Source organism: Fulvitalea axinellae (assembly GCF_036492835.1).
GTDB classification, from domain to species: Bacteria; Bacteroidota; Bacteroidia; order Cytophagales; family Cyclobacteriaceae; genus Fulvitalea; species Fulvitalea axinellae.
Genome location: NZ_AP025315.1, coordinates 509,022 through 535,171 on the forward strand (window position 1 = coordinate 509,022; position 26,150 = coordinate 535,171).

15 protein-coding genes are annotated in these 26,150 nt (G+C 42.4%); 9 read left to right on the forward strand and 6 right to left on the reverse strand.

From position 1 onward, the window contains the following. Positions 1-304 precede the first annotated feature (304 nt). The 7 genes from AABK39_RS20830 (at position 305) to AABK39_RS20860 (ending at position 8,161) form a co-directional block, all read left to right on the forward strand. Entirely contained in the window at positions 305-2,749 is a 2,445-nt protein-coding gene (locus AABK39_RS20830) for a PKD-like domain-containing protein (RefSeq protein ID WP_338394872.1), read from the forward strand. Positions 2,750-2,928: 179 nt separating this feature from the next. After that, positions 2,929-3,312 carry a DUF7079 family protein gene (locus tag AABK39_RS20835; protein WP_338394873.1) on the forward strand — a complete coding sequence of 128 codons (384 nt, stop codon included), beginning with the start codon at positions 2,929-2,931 and terminating at the stop codon, positions 3,310-3,312. Positions 3,313-3,423: 111 nt separating this feature from the next. Beyond that, positions 3,424-3,729 carry a transposase gene (locus AABK39_RS20840; protein ID WP_338392371.1) on the forward strand — a complete coding sequence of 102 codons (306 nt, stop codon included), beginning with the start codon at positions 3,424-3,426 and terminating at the stop codon, positions 3,727-3,729. Between the two features lie 2 nt (positions 3,730-3,731). Next, positions 3,732-4,658: an IS3 family transposase gene (locus AABK39_RS20845; protein WP_338392370.1), complete on the forward strand. Its 927-nt coding sequence runs from the start codon at positions 3,732-3,734 to the stop codon at positions 4,656-4,658. 330 nt (positions 4,659-4,988) lie between these two features. After that, positions 4,989-5,807, forward strand: coding sequence for a hypothetical protein (locus tag AABK39_RS20850; RefSeq protein ID WP_338394874.1), 819 nt, complete (start codon positions 4,989-4,991; stop codon positions 5,805-5,807). 514 nt (positions 5,808-6,321) lie between these two features. Next, positions 6,322-7,608: a M48 family metallopeptidase gene (locus AABK39_RS20855; protein ID WP_338394875.1), complete on the forward strand. Its 1,287-nt coding sequence runs from the start codon at positions 6,322-6,324 to the stop codon at positions 7,606-7,608. Between the two features lie 43 nt (positions 7,609-7,651). After that, a complete protein-coding gene (locus AABK39_RS20860) occupies positions 7,652-8,161 on the forward strand; it encodes a DUF6770 family protein (RefSeq protein ID WP_338394876.1) in 510 nt (169 codons plus the stop codon). Between the two features lie 14 nt (positions 8,162-8,175). Here AABK39_RS20860 and AABK39_RS20865 read toward each other — a convergent pair whose 3' ends face one another. Continuing rightward, positions 8,176-9,672: an IS5 family transposase gene (locus AABK39_RS20865; protein WP_338393039.1), complete on the reverse strand. Its 1,497-nt coding sequence runs from the start codon at positions 9,670-9,672 to the stop codon at positions 8,176-8,178. Positions 9,673-9,934: 262 nt separating this feature from the next. Then, positions 9,935-10,849: a hypothetical protein gene (locus tag AABK39_RS20870; protein WP_338394877.1), complete on the reverse strand. Its 915-nt coding sequence runs from the start codon at positions 10,847-10,849 to the stop codon at positions 9,935-9,937. 359 nt (positions 10,850-11,208) lie between these two features. On the opposite strand from AABK39_RS20870, the gene AABK39_RS20875 reads away from it, so the two are divergent. Beyond that, positions 11,209-13,965, forward strand: coding sequence for a hypothetical protein (locus AABK39_RS20875; RefSeq protein WP_338394878.1), 2,757 nt, complete (start codon positions 11,209-11,211; stop codon positions 13,963-13,965). 927 nt (positions 13,966-14,892) lie between these two features. Continuing rightward, positions 14,893-18,507 carry a T9SS type A sorting domain-containing protein gene (locus AABK39_RS20880; RefSeq protein ID WP_338394879.1) on the forward strand — a complete coding sequence of 1,205 codons (3,615 nt, stop codon included), beginning with the start codon at positions 14,893-14,895 and terminating at the stop codon, positions 18,505-18,507. Positions 18,508-18,599: 92 nt separating this feature from the next. On the opposite strand, the gene AABK39_RS20885 is transcribed toward AABK39_RS20880, so the two are convergent. The 4 genes from AABK39_RS20885 to AABK39_RS27800 form a co-directional block, all read right to left on the reverse strand. Further along, positions 18,600-19,343, reverse strand: coding sequence for a sigma-70 family RNA polymerase sigma factor (locus AABK39_RS20885; protein ID WP_338394880.1), 744 nt, complete (start codon positions 19,341-19,343; stop codon positions 18,600-18,602). Between the two features lie 405 nt (positions 19,344-19,748). Further along, positions 19,749-21,536, reverse strand: a complete 1,788-nt coding sequence (locus AABK39_RS20890) for a RagB/SusD family nutrient uptake outer membrane protein (protein ID WP_338394881.1) — start codon at positions 21,534-21,536, stop codon at positions 19,749-19,751. Between the two features lie 93 nt (positions 21,537-21,629). Then, on the reverse strand, positions 21,630-25,019 hold the full coding sequence (locus tag AABK39_RS20895; RefSeq protein WP_338394882.1) for a SusC/RagA family TonB-linked outer membrane protein: 3,390 nt from the start codon (positions 25,017-25,019) through the stop codon (positions 21,630-21,632). A 53-nt stretch (positions 25,020-25,072) separates the two neighbouring features. Further along, positions 25,073-26,125, reverse strand: a complete 1,053-nt coding sequence (locus AABK39_RS27800) for a FecR family protein (RefSeq protein WP_421825170.1) — start codon at positions 26,123-26,125, stop codon at positions 25,073-25,075. Positions 26,126-26,150: the final 25 nt, after the last annotated feature.

Here is a 26,150-nt window from a genome sequence, read left to right on the forward strand (position 1 = left end):
AGATATAGTGTATAGGATATTAAAAAAACAGCCTAAATTTGAACGATAAATATATTTTGAAAAAAAATAATCTAAATTTTTATAGTTAAAAAATAGGATTGATTTGCATACAAATTACGTGATTCCTACAATCTAACACACAATGATAGCCCAAAATACTTGTAACGGATTCTTTTACAGTTGTTTGTGTTTTTCTTGTCATGTCCTGATTTATACATTTTTTATAGTGCGAAAAGAAATAGGTTTGCAGCTCAATATCTTACAAGGTGTAACTATTTGAACTAACAAAACTATAGTATTAATTATGAGGAGGCATTTCTTGTTTGCAATCTGCGTTATCGCAATGATGTTAATTGTGGAGTCATGTAAGGAGTACGATGATGAGATTACTCTACCGACGTTAATTCACATTGGCCTAGAAAGCGAAGAAGTTGTTATTAAGTTACAAGATACAATTACCATCGCTCCAAAGTTTAAATCGGAATCTGGATATAAGATCGAATGGACCGAAAACGAAAAAATAATCGGAACCTCTGATTCTCTAGTCTATATAGCTAAAACAGTTGGACGCCATAAGGTTAATTTTAGACTAGAAAATGATGGGGGGCATATTTCTCAAAACTATACCATTGATGTAAAACTACCTGCGCCTAAGATAACTGATATAGGTGTGGAAAAGGCTGAATTCAATCTTAAATTAGGAACGTCGAAAGTTATAAAGCCATTATTTACTCCAAGTACAGATTATAAGTGTAGTTGGTTGCTTGGAGAAAAAATCGTTTCAGAGGAAGACTCACTTACTTTTCAGGCTGATAAAATTGGACATTATGAGATCAAATTTTCAGTGACTAACAGCTCAGGTAGCGCAAGCCAGCGATATGAAATAGATGTTAAAGAAGATATTATTAAGCCTAGGCTATTAGAATCTGGAATGGTTAATAATCAGGTGGAAATACTCGTAGGTAAAACTTTGTCAGTCATCCCTAAGTTTGAATCCAAATATGATTATGAAATATGCTGGAAATTAGATGATAAAGAAATCTCGACCAAGGACGCCTTAAGTTATGTTATTCCTAGCTCTCTTAGTGAAGGGGTACATAAACTGAGTTTCACTTTAATTGATAGAGCAGGTAAAATAACTCAGGATTATAGCATAAATGTTATTCATTTGCCCGTCATTACAGGCCTTGAAGATACATATAACATTGCTTTGGGGGATGATAATTCTCAGCTCCTAGAAGCAACGGTTGATGATAAAGGGCTAAACTGTATTTATGAATGGCAACGAGATGGTAATGTGATAGGTACAGGTAAAGCTATTAGTTTTCATAGCCAAACTGAACAGGAGTACACTGTAAAATTCATAGTCAAGACTGATTATGGAAATGTTGAAAAAGAGATTAAGTTAATATTTAAACAACCAGTAAAGCCTAGCTTTTCTTTCGGTGATGAAAAGATCCCAGAACATGAACTTATGGATCCAAAGGGGTATGGTACTGATTTGCCATTTCGCTTTGCTATTGATATCGATAATGAAGATGAGCTAGATGATGTTAATATAGAGTGGTTTGTTGATGGCGTGCAAAACTCGGAGTTTAAGGACAAGTTTATAAACGTGATATTTAATACTCCTGGAGAGCATAAAGTAAAAGTAAGGGTGACTAATCGGGGGCAATATCGTGAAATGACAAGAACTATGGATGTTCTCGAGATAAATAGTTATAGCGAAAAAGCAGGCCTTATATTATACCGAGGAAAAGATTCCTCTAGCTTGACCTGGATTAAAGAAGACCGGAAAAAGAAAAGGTTTTACAGGAGATCAAATATAACTCATAACCCACAAAATGGAGGTTTACCAGCTGGGGCGTTTTCTTTGACTGAGCATGGAAATAAGTTATACGTTGTATCAAGTCAAGAGATTACGGTACTTAATAAACCCGATTTGAGTATAGACAAAAGAATAACGTCCCCTGACGGCACTTATGCCTTAAAACATTTTTTGACATTTGATGGAGTAACAGGTTTTGTTAAGAGTAAGAATGGAATCCATGTAGTGGACATTTCTGGTAGTAGCATTGAAAGAAATGCGATATCGGGAACAGAATGTAGAGAGACCATAAATGACATCCAATACAACAATGTTAAGATGATAAAATCTGGCGGGAAAATTTTTGCCACAAAAAATGATATCATCATGATCATAGATCCTATTAAGAAGGCTGTTATCAGCGAAGGAAAAATATACTGGGGATCCCATGGCAGATACATATCAGGGATTACGAGAGAAAATGATGACAGTATATGGTTGGCATTTACAAAGGGTGATGCGGACGGAAATTATGCGACTCTTATTAATGTGAATTCTGCCCTAGAGGAGATAAGCTCCGTGTCTATTGACAGACAGTATACTCTTTGTGGTGATGAAAGAAAAATGAACTTTGTTAGTTGTAATCTATTATATGCTAATGGTTCACTAGTCTTCCGAGGAAGTGAGAAAACAGCACTGAAATGGGTGATTGGGGAAAAGACAGGTGGTATTGCTGCCCATAAAACGCTAAAGGACTTCAGCTCTAGCCCTTGGAATATGACAAGTTCTGCGATGCCTGCTGTACACCCCGAAACAGGCGAGATTTATCTCCCTCATTTAAGTAGGTATATTTCTACTTTCAGCGATCAAGGCGATTTTGAATGGTATGCAGACAAATCTTCGGACAATAAAGCTGCTGGTATTTACTTTATTGGATTTTAGAATCCCGTTTAATGGATGGGGAATTATAGTGGCTACTAAATACAGTAGCCACTTTTGTAAATCCTTTCACTACTATGATTGACTTTTATGGGTGTGGAAAAAGTAATGCCAAATGGTATTCAGAATAACCTCCATATAATGTTCAAACCATATCATTTGCGATTCGTAATGCTGAAGAAATGAAAAAAGAAACAATAGAAGAACGAAAACCTGTTTGGATTGCCCTTTCTGAATTTTACTTAGTTGATATTGAGCTCCAAGATTCAGATTTTTTGCGTATTGCCTTTTCAATAATAAAAAGCCCATATACTTTGGATAGAGTAAAGAAAATCAACAAATATGAGTTGTTTCCTGTGTTACGATCAAACTTGTATTCTGTAACAGGAGAGTGGTTAGAGTTTGATCAAAAATGGTTAATAGACAGTATTATAGCCTCTCTGACTAAGAGAAATGTGATTAGACAGATTGGAATTGAGAGTTTATTCCCAATTTTTAATCGTATACAAAAAAACTATTGGGAAAGACTTGAAGGCGCCTATTACGAATTAAAACAGGGGGAATAATTAATTTCCTGCCCCAGTTTGGAGATCGATAAAATTTTCGTAGTGTATTCTGTATAATACCCCTGAATTTTCGGACCAGTGTCTTAGTTTAAAAATCACTAAATTATGGGCATGAAAACGAGAACGACACGCAGAAAATTCAGCGCCAAATTCAAGGCGGAAGTAGCGATCGAAGCACTGAAGGAAAGAGAAACCACCCAAGAACTCTGCAGACGGTACGATCTTCACGCCACCCAGATTTCACAATGGAAAAATGAGTTTCTGCAGCGCTCGTCCAGCGTTTTTGAGGGTGGCAAAGATAGAAAAGAACACGAGAAAACGGAGAAGGCGACAGACCAACTGTACAGTAAAATAGGAAAGCTTGAGATGGAAAACGACTTCCTAAAAAAAAGCTTAAAGAAGTTGGGGCGTCTATAGATTTGCGTCTCCTTGTCGACCCCGGGGATAAGCTGAGCATTCGCCGTCAGTGCGACTGTCTGGAGCTTTACCGTTCGTCATACTACTACAGCCCAAAGGGGGAAAACGCGGAAAACTTGGAGTTGATGCGCCTTATGGACCGGCACATGATCGACGAACCCACGGCGGGAGTTTTGCGCATGAGATCAGCCTTGCGTGACCAAGGATTCAACCCTTCCTATGAAAGGGTTAGGCGCTTGATGCGCAAAGCGAATCTCTACCCTATTTACCCGAAAAAGAATCTGAGCAAGCCCGGAGAGGCAAAATACGTTTACCCGTATCTGCTTAAGGAAAAGAAAGTTGTCAGGAAAAACCAGGTCTGGTCGATAGACATCACTTATATAGCCATGGCTAGCGGTTTCATGTATATGACGGCGATTATCGACGTCTACAGCAGGTACATAGTGGGTTGGGGTTTGAGCAATACGCTTGAGGCCGCGGCGTCTTTAAAAGTGGTGCGTGAGGCCGTTGAGATTCACGGTAAACCGGAAATACTCAACAGTGACCAAGGTTCCCAGTTCACTTGCGGGGAATACGTGAACTATCTCAAGAAAGAGGGAATAAACATCAGTATGGACGCCAAAGGCCGAGCCTTGGACAACATTTACATCGAACGCTTTTGGAGAACGCTAAAAAGGGACCATATTTACCTGAATCCGGCCGACAACGGTTTAAAGTTGTATTTGGGGATAGAGAAATGGTTGCGACGCTACCACAACAGGGATCACCAAGGAATCGAGAACCTGAAGCCGGAAAATGTTTTTAGCGGAGCGTCAAAAGCGAAAGCCACCGCGTATGCCCATGCAAATATTGATAAGTCCAAGAAAAAACAGAATGTGAAAGGACTTATCAACATTCACACGGGCTCGACGATAGCGACAACCGTTTAAAATTTACTTAAAAATCGACTTTACTGGTCCTAAGAATCGAGGGTACTATACTGTATTTATCTAACTCTTTCTTAGATTAAAGATGTAATATGATGTCTTGAAAAGAGAAACAGCTTTGTTACGATACTTTTAATAAAGACATTTGAAATTCAAAAACACTTGATCACGCTTTGTAACGCCATAGGATATATTCTGATGAGTTTATATGGATATGCCCATTTTATCCTTATGCGATAAATATCTATGTCTAGTGTTTGTGTTTGCGAAATGTAATAGACCGAATATCTTATTTTCTAGGTTTATCTAGAAAAGGTGATAATCTCCTATATTATGAATAAAATAATCAAAGGTGTTGAAGATGATACTCTCTCATATTATGAGCTAAAATCGCATAATGATTTTTCATTTCTCTATGAAAATATCTACGTAATGAAAAATAAAACTCAGTTTATTAAACAGTTGAAACTATTTCCAGATCCATATATTTATGTAAAGATATTTTTTCAGGGTGAAAGAATAGTATCTACTATTATTCAAGGTGTGTTTCAAAACGAAAGAGTTGTAAACCTCCCCGCACAATCAACAGTTGTATCAATTCGGTTTTCACCTTTGTGTGTTGATCTATTGATGAAACAAAACTTAGATTTTACTGTAAACAGTTTTTGCCCTATTGACATACGAGATATAGGTCTGAATGAAGATTCAATTTCATCTAATCTGAATAATTACAATAAATTGGCAAATATTATTGAAATGGATTTGCTCAAGTCCATTGACTTGTCAAAAAAAGACAATGTATTTTATGTTTTTGATAATATTATAAAATGGAAAGGCGGAATAAAATTAAGAGATTTATCCTCAACACTTAATATTAATAGGGATAATATTTACAGAATGGCGAAGCAACGAATAGGAATTAGCATGAAGGACTATTGTAAGACATATAGGTTTTACAATAACTTAAAAAACTTAAAGAACAAATTTATGTATCATGATTATTATGATACGTCAGATTTGAATAAGAATATTAAATCTTATACAAACCTTACTCCTAGACAGATAATTGATAAGAATACTGTTGATTATCTCCAGTTGTTTTTCTTTAAAAATCGTATTTTATATAGACCGACATTTGAATCTTTTCGGTAGCCCTATTGGAATATCAACAATTGATTGAAGAAAAACTTTGGTTCGGAAACAATCCGGATGATCCTATTAAAACGCAACAGGTTTTCTAACCCTCCTATTTTGAAAGGGGGTTAAACTTTGGAAAAAGAAAACGGATAGTTTTGGAGGAAAGTAAAGGTCTAAAAAGTGGGTGTGGCGCAACTGAACCCCCTCTTGTAAGACATGCAAAACGAGGTGGAAGATTCCGCGCCAATAGCTTAAGTTAAATTCCGTTTCTGGTTTACATTGTCACCCTCCCTGAAAAGAGAATAGTTATTTTTTGTCTCAATCTATTATTGTGCTGTATGTGTTTTATTATATATAAAATATTTTATTTTATATTTTTGAGTATTTGTTTAATTTTTTGCGTTAAAAAATATATAGCATTGCGTGAATATTTTTATTTGATATATATTGCGGTTAATAATTTTTACTATGCCTGACATTAGGTTATTCTTTTTTTGAAAACATCTGATCATCACCTTTTTACATATTTATGAGACTGATCTTTTTATTTGTTTTGTTATGGATCTCTTCTGAGGCATTCTCCCAAACCGCAACTCACTATTCTTTTGGCGATAAAGCTAAAGAGCGACAAATTGAAAAAATGTGGGAAGACGCATTGAACAAGGGAATAGGTCGAATGTCTGGTAAGTTTAAAAGACAAAAACAAAAAATATACATATCTCAATTAGAACGGTTTAATGAGAATCTAAAAGACAGTGTTTTTATTTTCAATGCCGACTTGCATACATACGTAAGCAATGTTTGTGAGAAAATATTTCACAATAACCCGGGGCTGAAACCAGCAAACTTCGATATATATTTCAACACCAGTATCTTTCCAAATGCTACGGCTTATGGTAACGGGTGTATCGTGATTAATCTTGGGCTTTTTGAGTTGCTGGAGAGTGAAGATGAGCTTGCTTTTGTGCTGTGTCATGAGTTAGCTCATGAATCATTACGGCATACCGAGAAAGGGATTGACAATAGAATTAAAACACTGAATTCCGAAGAGTTAAAAGAGAAGATCGCAAATGCGAAGATGGCAGAAGAAAGCTTACGGAACACTAGATTAAATTTACTGCAAGATTTAGCGTTTAATTTTTCAAAACGTTCCAGAGAAGTGGAATTGGAAGCGGACGCTAAAGGAAAAGAGTATTTTTCGAAAACAAAATACAGTGAATCCGCATGCGTTACCGCATTGGAAAAATTAGGAGCCTTGGAAGAACTGGTGCTCAATAGACGGGAGGATTGGGAGGGTTTATTTAACCGTAATGGATACACTTTTAGTTTCTCACTCTTACAGAAAGACGAATCGCTTTTTGATTCGGATGAGGTGATTGATGATTTTAATTGGAAAGTGGATTCTCTAAGAACTCATCCACATATCAAGGAAAGGGTCGAGAAATTAGGTAAGGTGAATAAAGAGTGGTCCTCTCCAATTTCAGACTTATATGCCCGAAAAAAACGTTTGGCTTACCAATTGGCCTTGTCCGCAAGCATGGACAAAAAAGAATATGATTTCGCTTTTTACCTGGCTTCAATAAAGCTTCAACAGGACGAGGATGCCAAAGTGTATTATCAGGCCCTTGACGATGTCTTTCAGAAAATCGAATTCCATAAACGCAGCCGAACTTTAGGCTTGCATATCCCGCAACCCAACCACTTGAGAAATGAAGTGCATATTGATGAGGTTCGCAGGCTACTTTATAATGTTGGTCTTACGGAATTACAACGTTTGCGAAGGGTAGTGTCAAACCAAGAAGAACATACTAACTAGTTGATCTATTAGGATCTATTTTTTTATAAAACAATTTGAAAGCATGTTTAGGCTAAAAAACTTTTGTGCGACTTTATTCGCTCTATTTATTGTTATTCAGGCGAACGCACAGACAAAGGTACTCAGTGGACTTTCGGAGACGGATTTGAAGTTCTCTGGAGTGATGAGGGATAGTAATAATGACGTTGACGGTTATTACTATCTCTCGGAAGTTGGGAAATTAAAGAAAGGAAAGAGGGAATACCTGATTCGATTTTTGGATAAGAACCTCAACGAAGTAGCGTCGAAAACTTATATAGACCATAAAGGTGTAACACTGTTAAAAGGGGTTTTTAATAAGAAGCAGATAACCTTAATGATCTACGATCCCAAGTTACAGAAGATGAAGCTTATCGGGTATGATCGAAAGGGTAAAGAATTGTCCCCGATGATGTTTGAGTTCAAGAAAAACGATTTCGTACTTTATCAAAAAATGGCAGCAAAAGGGGCTGTTATGAATCTTTACCCAGTAGACAACGAAGGTGTTTTGGTACAGTATAGTAGGGTTTACTGAAAAAGCCCAGAGGGCTACCCAGCTAGGATATTTTGCCAGACAGTCTTTTCCTGTTTCTTTTCGCCGTCTTGAAGCCATATCCCGTATTTCCAGCTCAAGAAAACAAGGTCAAAAAAGATTTCGCTCTGAAATCTTTTCAAGTTGGCCACGAAGAAAATGCAGGCGATCCATGAAAGCGAAGTGTCCGCTCTCCTTGCCTGTATTTTGTCCAATCCGAGTCCCCGTTTCACTTCCCCGAATTTTCCTTCCGCCCTGCTTCGGTGCCGTTGGTGAAGCGCCCGGTTTTCCTTGCGTTCCCTGATTTTTTCGGGACTTGAGGGAGGCCTTCCCAACGGGGAGCCCACGAATTCCACACCCGCGCCGGACATGGTCTGCCGGGCGTTCCTGTTTCCGTAAATCTTGTCCCCGACGAATTTGCCGAGCTTCATTTCCGGGTTTCTCTCCCCGAAACTGTCGATGTGCCCGCGGATCACTTCCGCGTCACCCTCGTAGTAAGCGTCCCATTGCGCCTTGTCCAGATAGGAATAGCCTTCGTGAAGGCTTACGGACAATTTGGCGCCGAACTCGGTGTCGCTTCCGTTTTTGCCCCGGACTATCGGCCGGACATGGGGCTGGAAGACGTTCACGATGCGGCCGTCCACCCTGTTGGCACCGGTCTCCAGCATGAGCGACTGTTGCCTGGCGATTTCGTGAAGCACCATCAGAATCTTCAAAAACCTGCTTTTTAGGCGTATAACGCCCTTGTTGGCCTCTATGAGGCTGTCGATATGCCGTAGGTTCCGTTCCAGATAATTCAGCTGTCGGCGTGCGCACACGCGCCAGAATTCGGCTCCTTTCCTCTTTTTTCTCGTCGCCCCGACATATTCCCTATGGGCTTTATCCCGGTAAGTCCGGGGCTTTTTGGATAAACCGGAATCCCTGGCGACGGGCCAAAGGAGGTCGATGATTTTCTCCGACTGCACCCTCGCCGTAGCCAACAGCCCAAGGTCCGTGGGGTATGGAATCTCTTGCGGCGCCACCGTCGCGTCGCAGGAGACAACCCGCTTGTCATCTTCGGCGTCCCCGGAATGCCCGTCTTTGGACCCTTCATCCCGATCGCCCTCCGCAATACGGATCCCCTCGTGTTGCAAAAGCGAACTCATCCTGTTAAAATCCCCGTACCCGAGCCGCTTGCGGACCGTCGTGAACAGCGAAGGGTCAAAGGCCTTTTCCGTGGTGAACGAGCCGAGTCCCACGAAATACTGGAGATACGGATTTTCTTTGATTTGTTCTATCGCCTCGGCGTCCGAAACGTTCAGCTTATGCTTCACGATCAGCGCGCCGATGACCAGCCGGGCCGGTTTGCACGGACTGCCCTTGCCCGTCGACATTTTCGATTCGTAGACCAAACCCAATTCCGCCCAGGGGATGGAGTTGGCCAACTTCACCCATCTGTTTTCCGGGTTAAGGCGCCCTATTTCCGGGTCCAAAAAACCTTCTATACTCAATTGCGAGGAACTTGTCTTGATCATAGGTGCAAGGGAAAAAATGCTCTCAGTCCTTTCTAAGGCCAATTTACGAATATTCCCTGTGCTTTGGAAAGGGGAACAAGCTACCTAATCCACTGATAATCTTGTGGTTTTTACTTTTTCAGTAAACCCTATTTAACTCCCTGTTTACAGTTCTTTTATGTGCTATTTTTGTATCCTTTCAAAAGTGCTCACAAACACTATCGCTTGAGTTTTTCAATGAAAAAGTAACTAAAGCGCCTTTGGAGTACGACTGTTCTAACATTCAGAAGCTAACCGACCTTATGTCTTTCCTCAATTTTGATGCGGGCAAAACAACGTTCTTGCGAAGAAAAGTATTTAGGTTGGGAATTAGGGTATCGTACTCCAAAATATATAAAGCGGTATTGTTCTTTATCCCAATGTCATTTTCATTCTTTTTTGAATACTGAATGGCATAGTTGTGATCGCCTAGAGATGTTATTTTGTACGGTTTCCATTTACGGATATTGCCAGATAATTTATGGCGAGTGGAGACTGTTGGTTTTGTGATATTGCTTATACAGTAAAAAGTGGAGTCCGTATCGAAAATCAATGCGCCTCTGCCTATTCTTTCAAATTGAAATAATTCGTCGAGAATCAGGTTTACTTCGCTTGGCGGGGATACCGGGTCTTTAAAATAAAAATGATACTGATCGTTTTGGATAAAATAGCTTATGCCTTGGGTAGAAGGCGATTCAGGCCTTTGCTGTTTGGTATTGATTAGTTTAGTCAGCAAGGGACTGTTTTCATTGTTTAGCGCAATATTTTCGATATGTACGGTTCTGAATTCTTTATCGTTTTTGAATTCGTTGGCCAAGTATTCCAGTAGCTTTAGTGTGGTGTGGATTTTGAACTTCCGGGCGTTTTGGTTTAGAGTAATCTTATGGTTGACGCTCGCTGATATATTGGAATCTCGGGAGCCTGTATAATCATGATCAAAGAATAGCGATACCGAATCCCGGACTCCCATTTCCGATAATAGCGTATTTGCCAGATTCGTTATGATCTCTACCTTTTTCAGCTCTTCATACTCATATCCAGTCTTTATGGTAGACGTAACGGAGCCGGAACGGTACGTTCTGAAAAAATCTTTATGCGCAAAAGAAGTGTTCAAGGAAATAATCCCGAAGATGGCTGTTAATAGAGCCTTTTTCATCATAAAAAATAAGTTTTTGAATTCAGTTCATACACTGACTGACGGCTTTAGTTTTGACTTAAAATAATGAGGCTAAGGCTTAATCAAATAGGTTTGCATATAGGTCAATCAACTTATTCTAAGTATGAAAACTATTTTCCTATGCCTCAAGTGTATGTACTGTTGCGTAAGACCTTATACTCAAAAGAACAGCTTTAATTAGTGTTTTCTCACTTCACGTCTTTTAAAGAAGCCAAATTCTAAATGCTCATTAGACCAGGAATTACGTTGCTTCATAACGCTGACACCTCCCCTATTTTTAGCTTGGATTGTACTGAAAATTATAGCGTTATAACTTTCAGCGACTTCTAACAGTTTTCTGATTGGCACACCAATTAGCCCGCGGAAGGTCGATGTTTAAGCGAAGGAGGAAGAAGAAAAAGGAACGGGAAGAGGCTCCAAAAATGCCTTCGGATCCCTTGAAAAGAAAGTTCGGTGATCCGAGTGTTCTTTTGGGGAGAAGAACGTCCGTTTCCCTAACATCTATTCCCGAACAGATATCGCCCGGACAGTCGGGGAGCGCGTCTGCGGCTACATCCGCTACAGTGACGCCTGTGCCCAGCCCGTGGGTATCACAAGAGAATTTAGACGAGGAACCGGGAAGAAGGCACCGCCCTCTTCGCCGTACTGATATTGACCCGATAAGCATATCCACGGACAAACTAGACCAGAGAAGGTCCAGTACTCCGAGTCTGGTCAGCACTCCGCGGGTACCTTTTTTTCATGAAGGTAGTTTTCTGGACTCACCTACACGTAGGCATTCAACAGGCACTGAAAGAGGTCCCGTTGACAGCGCATTTTACAGAGCGATGCAAGATACGGAAGCTGAGTTGTATGCGGCTTCGGAGAAAATGGCCACAATGGGTTATACTGCCGTAGGTGCCAATATCTCTGGAGCAGAAGAGCGCCCTGGTCCAATGAAAGAGGGGATTGATTGGCCACATCCGTTCCGTTTTGCGCTAAGGCCAAGAAAAGGTGAAGGTGAATCGGCTTTGGAACTTATCAAACATAGAGCTCCGGTGCCAACTGACAACCTCTACGGCGAGAAAAGGACTACTTACCATGAGCCGATACTGCCCGCCCGGTGGGAGAAAAAGCTGAAAAAGAAAAGGGCCCTTACCCAAAAACCTAGCGTAGAAGGCAAAGGATTGGCATGGAGACAACATTATAAACACGGACAGTCGCTAAAAAGAAGTTTGTCAACAAAGCGCAGGCTTTCCGAGCGCTTGAGCGGGAGTCCTCCGCGTCATAAAACCAGTCCTCCCCGGAGTGGCACAAGGGCTCATTCCAGATCTTCTTGGGTTAGGTTCAGCGAATCGTCGAGTTCTCCATCACCTTTGGGAAAGGCTACGTTTAACGTGGGATCTTCCGTTAATTATAATGGAAGCCCCGGAGACATATCTTTTTTGTCACCTGATTCTCCAAAGCTCTCAATGTCTCCGGGAACATCTTGGGAAGCGCCGGCAAGAGTGTTTTCGCCAACCAGTACTGTAAAGGCGAAACCGGCAAGCGTTACGATGGGATTTACACCTGATCCGTTGCGCAGGTCGCACAGTGATTTGTCACTTGGGGCAAGAGAAAGCCTGAGCGATGTAAGCCTTGCGGGGTCGGAAGTCCCGTTATTGGGCAGGATGCTTTCCAATATGTCATTGGCGTCTCCCACCAGCAAAGTGTTTATCCCTTCGATGTCCATGGCCGAGGTAAAGGAAAGGGGGTTGTTGGAAGATAGAAATACTGGTGAGAAGAGGGCCTTGACAAATATGCTTAGCGTGGATTCCGAGTCGGGTGAACTGCCAAAAGCGGCCCGTGAAGCCTATGGTGAGTTTTTGGGTAATATGGCTTCCCGGACAGAGCAGTTCGGATGGTCCGAGGATATTAGTTCGGGAGGAGAAGCCACTTTGCATGGGCTGGACCTGTTTGCCCAAATTCTTGCGGCAAAATCCAGTTTTCAAAATTTCAATACCGCAAGCATACGGCAATTTACCGATTCGTTTATTGTCGCCGGGTCAAGCGCCAGTAGCGTTGTGGCAGCAGGTAGCTCCGTGGCGTCGTCTCTTAGTCACGGTGAGGCGGAGGTGATAACATCGGGAATCAGCGGAGCGGCGACGGCTTTCGGAAAAATCGCTGACGGAATAAAGGACCTTATCGGGGTTATTCATTCGGTAAAAGAATCGGGTTTCGGAGATTTCAGGCATGAGCGCGAAGAAGAGGACACGCTCAATTTGGCTTATGCGCAGGATTTCATTCAAAAGGGAATGGACCTGACGCGACAGATGATGAGCGCCGCCAAGAACCTGGCCTCTGCTTCCAAAGAAGTTATGAGTCTTTTTGGTACGGCCACATCGGCTCTGGGCAAAGTGGTCCCCGGTTTGGGGATAGCCGTCCATACATTGGATATTGCGGGGAGGGTGATGTTCACTTCGGCAAGTATCAGGTCATATTGCGAGATGGGTGAGATCAAGTTGAGGATGAAAGACGCCTTTCGGGACGATATTCATTTGACCTCTATTGTCAACAATGATGGCAGTACGAATAGCAAGACATTAACGGAGTTGGCCTTTGAACACACGATTTTTACCGATCCGGATATTGACGAAGAAGAGGCCCAACGCTATTATTTGGTACGGGGATTAAAACAAATCAATAAGAAAAGGATAAGAAGAGAGCTTTACCGTATCGGTTTGGACTGCGCGCATATACTCGCCGATGTCTTGAAGGTAAGCGGAGCCCCGGCTCCCGCTGGATTTGCCATATCCGGATTGGCGACAGGTATGCAGGCGGCCACCGCTTTGGAGAGGGCCGGCATGCAACGTATCCATAACTGGGAAACAGGATCTGAGAAATCGATTCAGGAAAAACATAAGGCTAGAGTTAGGCAAATCGAAATAATGATTAATCTGATAAAGACATTGCAAGACGCTGACCCGGGCTATGTTCCCGATGAGATAAAAGAAGCCCAAGTAGCCGAATTACAAATATTGTTTAGGGCGGCGGGGTACCCGCTTCGGAAATTCCTGAAAGAACGCAATAACGAAAAACGGGTCAAGAAACTTTATGAGGCTTTGCGCAGGCGTGAGTAATACACGGGGTAAGATTTATCGAGTTTTAAAAATTACGCGCTACTGAAACTGTAGTCTTAATATATGATAAAACAAAGCTCGTGTGTTCTTTGTGAAATCTTTTTGCCCTTTAAAAATATTCGCTTTTACTTTCATTTTTATTATTCCGTTGAGTTTTTATGAAAACCAGTCAAATAGATTTTCTCTCTGAAAACACAGATGTTCATCTATGAGCCACGACCTGTTATTAGCTTTTGTTATTAGATTGTATTTGTTCTGATTCATGCAATTATTGACCATTTATTGATTTTTAACCGATTAAATTATTACTGTTTTTCTACACATGATATAAATTAGTTGTGTTTGTTTTTCCTTCTGATTTGAGGATACAAGGTGTATCTCTCTTTTGTAGAAGACCCTATCGCATCACAAATCAACACAATTTATCAAACGTAATTATTCAGCATGAACAGTAAATCTATTTTTAGGATTTTATCGCTAACATTGTGTCTTTTAAAAATATCCCTTTTAGGGTATGGGCAAAAGGTTGCAAAAACTCATAAAGAGGCGTTTGAAAGCCTTTTTGATAATACAGATGGCCCGCATTGGCGAGTGGCCAACGATAAGGCGACTTTGATTCAAACACTTGAGAATAACAGCACTAATCCTCGGATTGAATTAACGAAAGGGTACTTGGGCAGGGAAGCGGTTTTGGTAGACTTATCAGGTAACCGATTGAAAGGTAGTGTGCCCGAAAATTTCTTCAAATGCGATCCTGATGATTACCCAGGCGTAATATTACCTTCAGTAGTATTCAAGCTGCGAGTGCCATTTTTGGACTTGGGACATAACGAGATCGATGATATTTCTGGTGAATTAATGATGATGGGGGGGGCCAATACTCTAGAAGAAGTTTATTTAGACCATAACCGCCTAACCCATTTCAGCATGAAATCTGACAGAAAGATCGTAGCGCGCCTTGGAGGAACAGGAGGTTGGGGTATTAGGAATGTCTTGGATCTGAGCCAAAATGAGATCAGCGGGATAACTGGAAAAGATCTAATGGCTACATCTGCGGATAATATTATCGGAACAAGTATTCGGCACGTGGACGTAGCTAATAACCGGATGGACTTTAAGGCCCTTAACATTCTTGTTCAACAAGTTCTTTTTGGGGCAAATGACTCAAGGAGCCATTGGAGTGATATGTTACAATTATCTGATATCACCTATGCCCCGCAAAAAAAGCTAGGCGACAAGCGGGATGCGGTTACCTTGGATAATGGAGTGAACCACGAGTTGAGCTTCAGTTTGCGTGATGGTGGAAACAAGTATACTTGGTTATTGAACGGTAAGGCTGTTCCCGGAGCGGATGGCAAGACCCTTCCTATCCTTGACTTCGGCCCTGAGCAGGGAGGGATCTACACTTGCGCCGTTACCAATGAAGCATTGCCCGGATTAGTTATCGAAAGTGTGGATATGCCCGTGTGGGCAAAAAAAGAAGGCAACCAAGCTCCGAACTCTATTAGCCTTAGCCGTGACAAAGCGGTGGCCACTACCCCGGCCTTCAGTGTGATTGCCACGCTTTCGGGCTCAGATCCGGACGGCGACGTCTTGAGCTTTCGTTTGGTTGATGAGGAAAACCATCCTTATAACTCCAGCTTCCGAATAAAGGACGGTAACACCCTGATTTCTTCGGAAGAGCTTTTCGAACGTGATTTTTTGACGGAATATAAGATCAAGGTACAAGCGTACGACGCCTTTGGCGGAACTCTTGACAAAGTGTTTGTGATAAAAAGAGTGAATCTGCCGGAAGGGGCCAAATTGGCCAACGAGTTTTCTCTCTCTTCTTTTGATGTCTCTGAAAATGAAGACGCTGTAGTGGAAGTCGGAAGCATAGCCCTAAATTCATATTCGACTAGATGGCAGGTAGACGGCCGTACAATGAGGCGTATTGAAGAGCGTGTCGATTTGCTGGGGCAATATACCTTAAGCCTGCCTGCCGGTTTGCAGGACAATGACTGGTTCGAAGTCAAGGACGGAAAGTTGCTAACGAAAAAGACTTTTAATTATGAACAACAGAAAACACTTACCGTAAGCGTCAAGGCTACGCATAAAGACAATCCGGAGATATTCAGTACCCAACTGTTTACCGTTAGGGTTACGGACGTGAACGATGCCCCTTCCGTAGTTGCCTTGAGCAATAATGTGATCAAGGATAACGATTCGGCTGGTAAAATCGTGGGTACGTTACTGTCAAGCGACGAAGATCCGGGCGATTTGAAATTTAAGTTCTCACTGTCTCCGGGCACATCTAACGCCAGTGCCTTTACGGTACAAAACCAGTTTTTGAGAACCAGAAAGAAGCTAGAGGCGGGCTTGTATAACTTGCAGGTACGGGCCACGGACCCGCACGGGGCTTTTGTGGACCAACCGCTGAAGGTAGTGGTTTTGCAAACCGACGAAGACGGAGAAGTAAATAAAAAAGCCGCCGAGATAATGTATACGGACGATTTGTCATTGCGGGTGGGCGATCCTGCCCTTGTGCTTAAAGGCTATTCGACTTCCGACGCTAAGGTTAGCTATAGTTTGGTAGAGGGTGCCGGAGTGATCAGGATCGATGGCGCTGAGATAAAGGCCTTGGCTCCCGGAACGGCCAAAGTAAAAGCTTCAGTGGCTGAAACGGAGTTTTTTTTATCCGCCGAAAAAGTGTTTACCGTTACTGTAAATCCGAAAAATGTAAAATCAATTCCAGAGATTAAGGATTTTGATGATTTACACCTCTCCCTTTCCGATGGAAAAACCCGCTTGACCGCACACTCCAACTCAGGGGCCAAGGTGGAATATACCATAGTTTCAGGAACGGAAACACTGACATTGGATGAGCCTTATATTATTCCCAAAAAAGTAGGGACGGCAAAGATTAAAGCCACTGTTCGTGAAACGGATAACTTCGCTACGGCGAATAAAACCATTACTGTAACCATCAAATCTGATGGAACCAAAACGACACCTACCATTTATGATTGGAAAGACTTTTCGATAACGTTAGGCAGTAATGCCGTAGTGTTGGGTGCACATTCTGACTCCGACGCCAAAGTAGTGTATGAAGTTGTTTCCGGAGCAAGCCATATCCAACTTCAAGGAAATCGCGTAACGGCCAAGACCGCTGGAACGGCGACGTTAAAGGCCAGTGTGGCGTCGACAGACACTTACAGTTTCGCCGAGAAAACTGTTCAGGTTACCGTAAAGGCGGCAGGCTCGAAAACAACACCTACAATTAGCGATTGGGAAGACTTTTCGATAACGTTAGGCAGTAATGCCGTAGTGCTGGGCGCCCATTCTGACTCCGACGCCAAAGTAGTGTATGAAGTTGTTTCCGGAGCAAGCCATATCCAACTTCAAGGAAATCGCGTAACGGCCAAGACCGCCGGAACGGCGACGTTAAAGGCCAGTGTGGCATCGACAGACATTTACAGTTTCGCTGAGAAAACTGTTCAGGTTACCGTAAAGGCGGCAGGCTCGAAAACAACACCTACAATTAGCGATTGGGAAGACTTTTCGATAACGTTAGGCGGTAATACCGTAGTGCTGGGCGCCCATTCTGACTCCGACGCCAAAGTAGTGTATGAAGTTGTTTCCGGGGCAAGCCATATCCAACTTCAAGGAAATCGCGTAACGGCCAAGACCGCCGGAACGGCGACGTTAAAGGCAAGTGTAATGGAGACTGAGAAGTATAAGTCTTTTGAGAAAACAGTAACCGTGACCATTACGGAAACAGCGCAATTGAAAGAGTCCGTGATCACTAACTTCGATAATCAGATTCACCGCCTGAATGAAGGCACTTTTTCGTTGGCCGCATATACCAACTCTACAGCCAAAGTACGTTATGAAGTGATCGAAGGTATGGATCTCCTTCATATTAATGGCGCCATAGCGACTTTGATCAGTGCGGGTACCGTAAAGATAAGGGCTTATGTGGAAGCTACCGGGGAATACTCAAGCGCTGAGAAAACCGCGTCTATCCGCATCATAGCCACAGACGAAATGCTTGAGACCCAAATACTGGGCTTTGATGATTTGGAAAAGAATATGAGCGATAACGCATTTGCCTTAACGGCCTATTCGGAATCTCCGGCAAAGGTGAACTATGAAATTGTTTCGGGTGCGGAGGTAGTGTCGTTAGATGGAATTACCATAACGCCACTGACTCCTGGCCTAGCTTCCGTACGCGCCTTTGTGGATGCCACCGACAATTACGAAGCGGTGGAGAAAACAATTGTGATACGGATCAATACCGTAACAGCCATCGGTTCCTCCGGAAAGCGGATGTGCTTATACCCTAACCCGGTAAGCGAAGTTTTGCAAATTAAAACTGCCCATGTAGACGAAAAAGCGGAAGTCACTGTATTCGACCAAAACGGTAAGGTTTTGCTTAAGGAAAATCTGTCCGTACAGGGCGACGCTTATAGATTAAATGTTACCGAGCTCCATCCCGGAATATACCGTATAGTGCTTCGAACAGAAAAAGAAGTGATTACCGGGACAATAAGTAAGAAATAAGAATGTTTAATACGCTATGCGGTCATATATGGCCGTATAGTGTTACTTTTTTGTCACAAGCCCAACCTTCGGTTTTCTATCACCGCTATAGGTCAATTACTTCTGGAGATGTTCCGAGAAACATTCGCCAGAATAAAATTTATAACCTTGCAGAACGTAACGAATTCGTAAACTGAAAAACATTTCCTGAACGACGGATAAATCCAATTCATAGAAATTGGTATTAGGTTCAGAGTTTTCAAAAGCTGTTTAACAGCTAACATTTTCAGGTCTTTTTCTCCATTGATTTGTTCTTGTATAGCTTTGCGTAATCGCCTTTTCTTCGTTGTTTTCGAAACGCTTATTCTTCTCAGATGGAAATCATCTTTACTCAATTCGTCCAACAGGAAACGTATGACTTTTGAGATTTGCTTTTCCACCGCTTTAGTGCTTATATCCAAGTCATCTGCGATTTCACGGTATTTCATTTTTAGGGAACGACTCATCTCGAATATTTCTCGGCTTTTGGGCGGTAACCGTAGGAGTAAACGTTCTAATATTTCTGTGGCATCCTCTTCGGCATAATGCTCATCCGGCATACTGATATTCCATGCGTAGTTTTCGATATCCGTTTGTTTGGCATTGCGTTTTATTATGTCCATAGATTTATTCCGGATTATTCCGAATAAGTATGATTTAGGGCTTGAGTTTATTTTTAATCGTTGTTCCCATAAACATACGAAGGCTTCCTGTACGACATCTTCGGCTGTGGACGGACAACGCAAAAACCGCAAAGCGTAAAGGCAGGACGGTAAATAATGTAGATCAAAAAGCTTCTTGTATTGGTCTGGTGTCATTTAGAGTAAAGGATTGTTTAATAGAAATTGGAGAAAACAATTAATTAACCTCAGGGAATTATGATGCAATAATTTCAAAATGATTAAATGTATGGACAATTAGCTGTATATATAAGACGTTAGAAAAGGTTAATCCCTCTATTCGTTTAAGGATTTAGGGTTCTTTTTTTTGGTTACAAAAAATCAGGTTTACGCAATCCGACGCTTTTGGTAGTCTCTAGAAGTGCGCGACTGGATAAAAGTCGGATTCTATTTTAGATAATGCCCATATTGTAGCAGGCTTTGAGTTATACAGGCCTGATATTGCTATTTAACTTTAAATAGTAAAAGAAGGCTTCTTGCGGAAGCCTTCTAAAATGGATGCAATAGCTATAAGCTATTTGCGATGTTACCTAACTAAGAGATTTAATATTCGGGATTTTGGGTTAGGTTTTCATTTAAGTCTATTTCCGCTTGAGGAATTGGAAATAGATAGTGTCTGTTTGGATCGAACTTCATAGTTGAAAGTACTCTGGCAAAGCTCTTTTTGCCTGAACCTTCATCTCCCTCTTCCCAGTCTTTAAACTGTGGCAAGCCGGTTTGGGGATCGATCGTTGGTGTTTCCGCCCAGAACCATAAGCCTTTGTTTACGATAAGATCAATCAATTTTCCTTCGATATCTTCGGGCTTAGCATCTGTACTTGGGTTCGGAATTGCGTATAGTGGCGCTAAGTTATATCCGTTGAAGGCATGTTCGGCCAATCGCCAACGAATCAGGTCCATATATCGTTGCCCTTCCAGAGCAAGCTCAACCCTACGTTCGTTTCTTAGGATTTTCCGGAGTTCATCACGGTCGTTTGAAGTAATTTCCGGAAACGGAATTCCCGTCCCTCTATAAGCTCGTTCACGAATCAGGTTGATCGCCCATCGCGCTTGTCCCAGATCTCCGTTGCTCAATTCTATTTGGGCTTCGGCATAAGTTAAAAGCACTTCCGCATACCGGTGAATCATTTGGTCTTGGTCGGACCGAAGATCATCATACCATTCCTCGTCTATTCCTTTGGCTTTCAACAAGGCGTTATAGGGGGCGTGGGTCTGACGTCCCCTACTGTCATGATTAAAAATCATTTGCCCGGTATTATGATTCATTACCCATAATGCTTGCGGGTGCGGGTTATAGTCGATACCGTTGAAATTAACACCCGAAGAGGCTGTTAACTGATCTGAGGCGGTTTGTTTTCCAAATGGGACAATGGTAGCCTTGAGTCTAGGATCTCGATCCTGAAAAGGGTTTCTAGGGTCAAATAAAGGAGACTCATCGATCATCTTGCCGTCTATGCATTCGTATGTGGCCAATAGATCCCAAGTAGGGTTTGTACCTCCATAGCCGGAAGGTACGCAACGAGGTATCCACCAGTTTGTACTGAAATTCCTGTTCAGTTCATTTGATCTTGGGTAAGAGATAATAATCTCGGGACTGTGTTTGGTTTTTGAGAAAAACAAGTCGGCATAGTCGTCATGCAAAGAATATTTGCCCAAGTCAATACAGGCTTTTGCAGCGTCTTTGGCTACCGCCCATTCTTCAAGATAAAGTGCGGCACGAGCTTTCTGGGCGTATGCGGCTCCTTTTGTGGCGTATTGTAGTCCATCGTAACTTACGGGCAAGGCGGAGGCGGCTTCGTCGTACCATTGAAATATTTGTTCCTTGATCGTATTCTTGTCCGTGCGGGACACTGTCCTTGATTCGTCAATGGTCAATGTCTTATTTATAAACGGAACATCGCCGAAACGGGTAATCAGGACTGTGTAGGTATTGGCCAAGTGGTATTTTACTTCGGCTTCGTACTGGGCTCTCAGATCTTCGGGCAGTATTCCCCCTTTTTCTTCCAATTCCTCTCTTATGCGGACTGCGCGAGCCACTCCTTTGTAAAGGTCTCGCCATGTATTTTTTATTCCGCCGTTAGTGGATTGAAGGCCTCCGGTTTTGGGAGTGCTTAATTGACCTCGACGAATGAGGTTATCAGACCATAAAGCGTCAGTCAGCCCGGCCGTTTTTCCTATATATAACGCATTTAGCGAATATCTGAATTCCTCCTTGCGTTGGTGCCAAGAGGCCGAGCTAGGATCGTCAAGGTCATACAGGTCCAAATCATGGCACCCTGAGCCCAAAAGCATGACCAAGAATATATTAAAAGCGATAGTTCTTTTTCTCATAACTTCTGTTGATTAAGTATTCAAAGTCTCGGGGCATCGCGGAGAGTATTTTAGCGCTTGGCTAACTTGTGGATGTACCCGAAACAATTGCCACTAAAAGTTTACTTTCAGTCCTGCGATGTACGATTTGGTAATGAAATACTTGTCAAAATTGTGTTCGGGATCATTACCGTCAGGATAATTGTCAATAGTAAAGATGTCATTGCCTGAAATATAGACCCTGACTTTGTCTATGCCCCAACCATTGAAGAGTTTCTCCGGTATTGTATATCCCAGTGTGATGTTTTTGACACGCATATAAGAGCCGTCAAATAACCAGAAGTCCGATATACGATAATTGTCGTTTTGCTTGTTGGATGTCAAACGTGGGTAATCCGCCGATAGATTTTGTTCCGGGGTATTGTAATGTGACCAATAATTGTCGGCGTAAAGGGTACTTGGCACCAATCGTCCTTCTCCAAGCCCGTTGATTGGTTTGGATGAGATCCGTCTGCGTTGCTTTCCAACCCCTTGAAAGATTAAAGAAAAGTCAAAGCCCTTATAGTCCATGCGCACACTGCCACCATAGAGGAACTTCTGGGCGGAAGACCCCAGATAGGTGCGGTCATGTGCGTCTATCTTTCCGTCTGGCACGCCTTCTGGGCCACTAATGTCTTTATAGCGGATATCTCCGGCGCTTGTATTTTTGTTGACCATTTCGGGGCCATTGGTCACTTCTTCCTGAGTTTGGTAAATTCCGTCGGATTTGTACCCGAACCAACGGCGATATTCTTCACCCAACAGAGAGCGCTGTTGTCCGTGGTCCAGATAAGGATCCTCCAAATCGTTCACAACAGTAAAACTATTGGAAAGGTTAAACGCGACAATATAACGCAATTCGCCAATTTGGTCTTTCCAAGTCAAGTCCAAATCCCATCCTTTGGTTTCCACAAGCCCCACGTTATCTTCCGGTGCTCCGTAGCCCAACAATAAAGGTGTGCCCCGTGTGAAGAGCATATCGCGGGTTTTCTTAATATAGTATTCGCCCGTTACGCCCAAACGGTTATCAAACATGCCCATATCCAAAGCGAAGTTTGTAGACTGGGTTGTTTCCCATGAGATGTCCGGCGATACCAAAGATCCGACTATCGCTGTTGGTTCCACAAAAACTTTCCCTGTAGGGTCTGAAAAATAAGCTTCGCCGATATCGGTTACAGTTGAATATAGATAGAAGCTTTTATCAATCAATTGATTATTGCTGTTTCTTTTCACGACACGTTCATTACCCAATTCGGCATATGAGGCCCTTAGCTTTAGGAACGATACATGTTTTGATAACGGACTCATAAAACTCTCGTCAGATATAACCCAACCTGCGGACAAGCCTTTGAAAGTTCCCCAACGGTGATCGGGATGAAAGCGGGAAGAACCGTCTCTCCGCACATTTGCCCGGAGTAGGTATTTGCCTTTATAACTGTAATTCAGTTCGCCGAAGAATGAGCGAGTGGCGTATTCGTAGGTCAGAAGGCCATTGGTGAAAACTTTGTCTACCGGGGCTTTGTCGAGATAATGAAAATCGTTTTGGTCGAAGCCCTCAGCTTTCATTCCTTCCCTTTCGTATTTTTCATAGTAGGTCTCATAACCCGCCAATGCCGTAATCCCGTGATCACCCAAATCCAAATTGTAATTCGCCAGAGTTTGGAATACATGAGTCTCTTTTGTCGTGTTAGATTGGCTGAGCCTAGCAATATGAAAATCGTACATATAGCCTGCAGGATCACCAGTCTCATCATGGTCGTCAGGGCCGTAAAGCAAGACCTTGTTTCTGAATGATTTCGAATGAGCGTATTTGTAGTTTGGAGAATAATTGGCACTCAACCTTAATCCTTTTATTGGTTTAAAGGTTAAGCCCAATTTTCCTTGCATATCGGTAGTCCTGCTTTCCCCCTTTCCCCCAAGGTGCAAAGCTGCGTATTGGTTACCCAAATTACGTCCGGTCGCATAACGACCGTCTGCCCATATGGCAGGGTACAACGGTTCGGCCCTTCCGGAACCAAGAGGGTTGAACAAAGGCTGTTCCGTTTCGGACATTCGGTATGATCCGTCTACGGTCGCTTCCCAGTAGTCATTAATGTTTAGGCTGTTTTTCAAACGGACAGTATATCTGTTCCAAGTATACTTGTCCCACAAAGCGTCACTAGATTCGTAACCGAACGAAGCTCTGGATTTGATCTTGTCCGTACCGCCGGAGAGACTAAAGTTATGGCGATGGGCGGTTTGCCTCTTTTTAAACATTAGGTCTTCCCAATTGGTAATAGGATACAGATCTGGGTTTTGGCGATTGTTTTCGTAGAGATTATCAATCTCTTCCTTTGAGTATTGCGGGTATTCATCCGTCCCGTTTCCGTTATCATTCCAGAACAGTTCGTTCCTCATTTTCATATACCGGTCTGGGGCTACCCATTCAAATTTGTCTGTAGGTTCCTGAATATTAATCGAGTAGCCATACTCCATATTCAGCTCGCCGGTTTTTCCGCTCTTTGTGGTTAGGAGGATTACGCCTGCCGCCGCCCTAGAACCGTAAATCGCGGCCGCGGCGCCGTCTTTCAGCACCGAATAAGATTCGATATCTTCCGGGTTGACCAAGTCTATACTTTCCACCGGAATTCCGTCCACAATTACAAGAGGACTTCCTGAGGCTTTAATTGTGGTAATTCCTCGAATCTGGATATTGGAGGAAGAACCGGGCGCCCCACTGTCTCGAGAGACACGAACCCCGGACACGGCTCCTTGCAAGGCATTCGACATATTAGTGACATTCCGGACAGATATATCTTCGGCGCTCACTTTCGCTACCGAGCCCGTAAGGTCTTTCACCTTTTTGCTACTATAACCTACAACTACCACTTCGTCCAATTCCGAAAAGTCTTCCTGTAATAGAATCTGGTAATCGGAACGGTTATCTACTGTGATCTCTTGGTTTTTAAACCCGATAAAAGAAATCACCAGCGTTTCACCGATAGATGCTTTTACGCTGAAGCGTCCGTCCAAATCAGTGATACCACCACGGGTAGTGCCTTTGATTACGACGTTGGCCCCGATGATAGGCTCTCCCTTTTTGTCTTTAATCTGTCCTTTTACGGTTTTTTCTTTTTCTTGGGGAACCGCCGTTTTTTTTACGACTATCTGCTTGTCGATTATCTTGTATTTGATTTCCGGGTAGCCAATAAACGCTGACCTAAGCAAGCCGGGGACGGTATTTATGTTTTTTGGAAAAACAACGGATTCTTTAAGGTCAATATCCCCTTCGGTATAAAGTACCCGATATTCACTATGACGTTCTATAAGCGTAAATAATTCACCTATAGCTAACCGTTTGCCTTCAATGGACGAAATCCATTGGTCTGTAGTCTTGGCATAAGCCGTTGAGACTGAAAAAAAGGCCGTCAGCCACAGGCATAAAAAAATGCATTGGCGACGGAATGCCGTATTTGTTTTTTTCATAAAATATATAGTTTAGGATTATAAAAATTGACTTCTAAAAAGTTGAGCCTATTTTATCGTATGATCACTTTGCCCTCCTTGACACTGATCTTGCACGGTTTCAAAAATCGAATGCTCTCCCAAAGGTCTTCGGAGTTATTACTTCGAAATATGCCCGATAGCCTTAGCCGTTTTATTGAGGTATTTTTGCAGTCGATACGTATTCCGTATAACCTTTCGATCTCATCTATTTTGGACGAAAAACTGTGTCCTTTGAAAATAATCCGCCTTTTAAGCCAGGCCAATGATATTTCGGAATCATAACGGTCTATACTGTGTGCTCCGTTAGTGATTGTAAGGGCCGTGCCCGGATTTAGGGTTGCTAAGGGTTTTCCCGAAACAGACCGCACTTCTACTTTTCCTGACAAAAGACTTGTTTGTGTAGTGGGTTCATCGGGATAATCCCGAACATTGAAAACCGTTCCTAATACACGGACATTCTGCCGGCGAGTCTTAATGATAAAAGGCTTTGAAGGGTTTTTCTCAATATCAAATAACGCTTCCCCGTTTAGCCTAACGGACCTTTGTTTACTTGAAAAATGATCGGGAAATACTAAGACACTACCCGCATTAAGTGTAACGACGGAAGAATCCGGGAATTTAACCCGGAGGTTTTCTCCCAATGCGACAGATAATTTTGAAAATGCCCCTGCGCCCTTCCCCCTCTTGACCGTGAGTTCTTTTCTTTTTTTATCGTATTCAAAAAGTTTATGGGAAGAGATTTCCGAAAGCTGGACCAATTCTCCGTTGTTCAACACCAAGTTAGAGGGACCGCTTACGTGATGATCCTCTATGGGCAGTGCAAACTGTTTCGTAACTACCTTAACTGGTTTTTCCACAGAGCCGAAATACAAGGATAGCCCTATAACCAAAGCAAAAATCGCAACGATCCTCCATGGTTTTTTATTCCAAGAGTGGTTATTTACAAGATGTTGGTTATTATGCCGCACCCGTTGTTGAAGCGAAGCCCAACCTTTTTCCTTATTGAATAACTGAGATCCCTTTTTATTAGATCTTTCCAGTAGCTCAAAAAGGTCTTGTTCATTTATACCCATTGTGTTTTCCATCTTCGTTACCAACTACCACTAATAA